Here is a 4,113-nt window from a genome sequence, read left to right on the forward strand (position 1 = left end):
TTCGACAAGGACGACGTCGAGGAGCTCGGGCTGCTCAAGCTCGACGTGCTCGGCATCCGGATGCAGTCGTCGATGGCGCACGCGGTCGCCGAGATCCGCCGGGTCGACGGGGTCGAGGTCGACCTCGACGACGAGGCCGACGTGCCGTTCGACGACCCCGACACCTACGCCATGATCAGCGCCGCCAAGACCCTCGGGGTGTTCCAGATCGAGTCCCCGGGGCAGCGGGAGCTGGTCGGCAAGTCCGGCATCGAGTCCTTCTCCGACATCATCACCGACATCTCGCTGTTCCGGCCCGGCCCGGTCAAGAGCGACATGGTGACGCCGTACCTCGAGGTCAAGCAGGGCTGGAAGGACGCCCAGTACATCCACGAGGACCTGCGGCCGATCCTCGAGAGCACCTACGGCGTGGTCGTCTTCCACGAGCAGGTGATCGAGATGATCGCCTGCTTCGCCGGCATCACCCGCGCCGAGGCGGACGAGAAGCGGCGCGCCCTCGGCGACGTCGAGGGGATGGCCGAGACGAAGCTGTGGTTCTTCCCGCGGGCGCTGGGCCGCGGCTACCCGCTGCCGGTGGTCGAGCGGGTCTGGAAGGTGCTGGCGGCGTTCGCCAGCTTCGGGTTCTGCAAGGCCCACGCCGCGGCGTTCGCGCTGCCGACCTTCCAGTCCGCCTGGCTCAAGGCGCACTGGCCGGCGCACTTCCTGGCCGGCGTGCTCACCCACGACCCCGGGATGTACCCCAAGCGGCTGATCCTCGACGACGCCCGGCAGTGCGGCATCACCGTGCTCGGGCTCGACGTCAACGCCAGCGGCCGGGAGTACCTCGTGGAGCGGCTGCCCGGGGAGGAGAGAGGGTCCGCGATCCGGCTCGCGCTGGCCGAGGTGAAGGGGATCAGCGACACCGAGGTGGAGCGGATCCTCGCCAGCCGCCCCTACCACTCGCTCACCGACTTCTGGCACCGCGCGCGAGTGTCCCGGCCGGTGGTCGAGCGGCTGGTGCTCACCGGCGCCTTCGACCGGCTCTACGGCATCACTGCCGACCCGGCACCGGGGAGCACGACCCGGCGCGACCTGCTGCTGCAGGTGATGGAGCTCGACCGCTACGCCCGCTCCCTCGACCGCGCCACCCGGGGTCGCGGGCTCGGGTCGGGCCGCCGTACGACGCCCGCTCGCAGCGAGCCGGTCTCCCGGGCGGCCGCCCGCAACAGCACCGACCCGCTCGACCGGGAGGCCGCGCCCCCGACCGAGCGGCACGCGCTCGCCGACGGAGGAGTGTGGGCGCGGGCCAGCGCCCAGTCGCGGGCGACTCCGCCGCCGGGAGCAGTCGAGTCGGTCCAGCTCACCCTCGACCTCGGCGACCGGCCGGGGGAGGGTGAGGTGTCCGGACTGCCCGAGATGAATGCCGAGGAGCGGATGCGGGCGGAGCTGGAGATCCTCGGGCTCGACGTCAGCAGCCACGTCGTCGACCGGTACTCCGAGTTCCTCGACGAGCTCGGCGTCACCCGCAGCCGCGACCTGCTCCGACGGCGCAGCAAGGCCGACCTGCTGGTCGCCGGCGTCAAGGTCGCCACCCAGACTCCGCCGGTCCGTTCCGGGCGCCGGGTCGTCTTCTTGACCCTCGACGACGCCACCGGCCCGGTCGACGCCACCTTCTTCGAGGACGCCCAGGGCCCGTACGCCGCCACCGTGTTCGGCTCCTGGCTGCTGGTGGTCCGCGGCGAGCTGCGGCGGACCGGCTACCGCGGGGTGTCGCTGCGGGCGACCGGCGCGTGGGAGCTGCCCGCGCTCCACGACCTCTGGCAGCGCGAGGGGATGGCCGCGGTCCACGAGGTGATCGAGACGATGCCCGAGGGCTTCGTCGCACCGACGCAGCAGCGGGTGCTCACCCACTCCAGCGGGTTCCAGATGTCGCCGTACGCCGACGTCAAGCCGGCCGGCGACGCGGTCAAGGACACGACGACACAGGTCGCCCGCAAGCTGTGGTACCGCAGCCCCGGGAGCCCGGGGTGAGCAGATCCGTTCAGGCCCTAGGGTTGCTCTCATGCCGACCAGCGGATCCGCGAGCGAGCGACGCGGCGCGGCCCGCACTGCCGTGGTGTGGTCGGGTCTGCAGCCGGTCTGGGACCGCGCAGCCGGTCAGGACGTGCTCGACATCGGCGGCGGCACCGGTGGGTTCGCCGTCCGGGTCGCCGAGCTCGGCCACCGGGTCCGGGTGGTCGACCCCAGTCCCGACGCGCTGGCGGCGCTCGACCGCCGAGCGCGGGAGAGCGGGGTCGAGGTCACCGGCCAGCAGGGCGACCTGTCCTCACTGCTCGACGTCGCCGAGCCCGGCAGTGCCGACGTGGTGCTCTGCCACGGCGTCCTCGAGGTCGTCGACGATCCCGCAGCGGCCCTGGCCACGATCGCGCGCGTGCTCCGGCCAGGAGGCGTGCTCAGCCTGCTGGTCGCCCAGCGCCACGCCGCCGTGGTCGCCCGCGCGATGGCCGGTCACTTCGAGCAGGCTCGGGCGATCCTCGACGGGACCCCCCTCGGCCAGCAGAGCCCAGCGGGGCGCGCCGCTCGCCGGTTCACCCACGAGGAGCTCACCGACCTGCTGTCCACGGCCGGGTTCACGATCACCACGACCCACGCGGTCAGGGTCTTCTCCGACCTGGTCCCCGGCTCGCTGCTCGACCTCGAGCCCGGGGCGACCACCGCGCTGCTCGAGCTGGAGGAGGCCGTCTCCGAGCGCGCCGAGTACCGCCCGCTCGCCGCACAGCTACACGTCGTCGCCTCCCACTGACCCTCCCTTCCCGGGAGGTCTCTGATGGACCACTCCTGGGACTGCCCGATCCTCCACGTCGACATGGACGCGTTCTACGCCTCCGTCGCGACCCGCGACCGGCCCGACCTGGTCGACCAGCCAGTGGTGGTCGGCGGGGGAGGGCGCGGAGTGGTGCTGTCGGCCAACTACGCAGCGCGGCAGTACGGCGTGCGCTCGGCCATGCCGATGACGCGGGCGCGCCGGCTCTGCCCGCGGGCGGTGGTCGTCGCACCCGACTTCGACACCTTCTCCTCGGTCTCGACCTCGGTGATCGAGACGTTCCGCCGGGTCACCCCGCTGGTCGAGGTGCTCTCGCTCGACGAGGCGTTCCTCGACGTACGCGGCGCCACCCGTCGGCTCGGGTCACCGCTGCAGATCGCCGAGCAGCTGCGCGCGGTCGTCCACGACGAGCAGGGCATCACCTGCTCGGTCGGGGTGGCGGCCGCGCCGTCGGTCGCCAAGCTCGGCAGCAAGCGCGCCAAGCCCGACGGGGTCGTGGTGGTGCCGCCGGCCCAGGTCGCCGCGTTCCTCCACCCGCTCGACGTCGGTGAGCTGTACGGCGTCGGGGAGAAGACCCAGGCGATGCTCCACCGGCTCGGGCTGGTCACGGTCGGCGACGTCGCCCGCACTCCGCTGCGCACCCTGCGCCGCGCGGTCGGCCACCATCTCGGCGACCACCTCCACGAGCTGGCCTGGGGCACCGACCGGCGGCCGATCGTGTCGCGCCACGCCCCGGCGTTCTTCGGTGGCGACCCCGACAAGTCGATGGGAGCGCAGGAGACGTTCGGGCGCGACACCGACGACCGCGAGGTCGTGGTGCGCGAGCTGCTGCGGCTCGCAGCGAAGGTCGGGCGCCGGATGCGGGTGGCAGGAGTCGCCGGTCGCACCGTCACGATCACCGTCCGGTTCGCCGACTTCACCACCATCACCCGCTCCCGCACGCTGCCGGAGGCCACCGACGTGACCGTCGAGATCCACCAGGCGGCCACCCGGCTCTACGACGCGCTCGGCCTCCAACGCGCCCGGGTCCGGCTGGTCGGGGTGCGGGTCGAGGGGCTCCTGCCGCGCGAGCGGGTCCACCGACAGCTGGTCCTCGGGGAGCGCGAGCACGGCTGGCACGAGGCGGACCGGGCGGCGGACCGTGCGGTCCACCGGTTCGGGAGCGCCGCCGTTCGTCCCGCGAGCCTGCTGGCCGAACGATGAGACGCCCGGGAATAAAATCACCGGACAGGTGTACCCACCTCACCACCACCTGCCTAGACTTGGCCTGGAGCCCCGAACCCCCAGGGAGGAACCGTGCCTCTCTCCGA

3 protein-coding genes are annotated in these 4,113 nt (G+C 72.8%); all 3 read left to right on the top strand.

The window, feature by feature from the left end; genetic code table 11:
* Positions 1-2,010: OB-fold nucleic acid binding domain-containing protein (locus VFZ39_RS18225; RefSeq protein WP_330867219.1), on the top strand; the 2,010-nt coding region annotated here is incomplete at its 5' end.
* A 31-nt stretch (positions 2,011-2,041) separates the two neighbouring features.
* The gene (locus VFZ39_RS18230; RefSeq protein ID WP_330867220.1) at positions 2,042-2,782 is read left to right on the top strand and encodes a methyltransferase domain-containing protein; all 741 of its coding nucleotides are present in this window, start codon (positions 2,042-2,044) and stop codon (positions 2,780-2,782) included.
* A 24-nt stretch (positions 2,783-2,806) separates the two neighbouring features.
* The gene (dinB, locus tag VFZ39_RS18235; RefSeq protein WP_330867221.1) at positions 2,807-4,006 is read left to right on the top strand and encodes a DNA polymerase IV; all 1,200 of its coding nucleotides are present in this window, start codon (positions 2,807-2,809) and stop codon (positions 4,004-4,006) included.
* Positions 4,007-4,113 lie beyond the last annotated feature (107 nt).

The organism is Nocardioides sp. (assembly GCF_036374615.1).
GTDB lineage: Bacteria > Actinomycetota > Actinomycetes > Propionibacteriales > Nocardioidaceae > Nocardioides.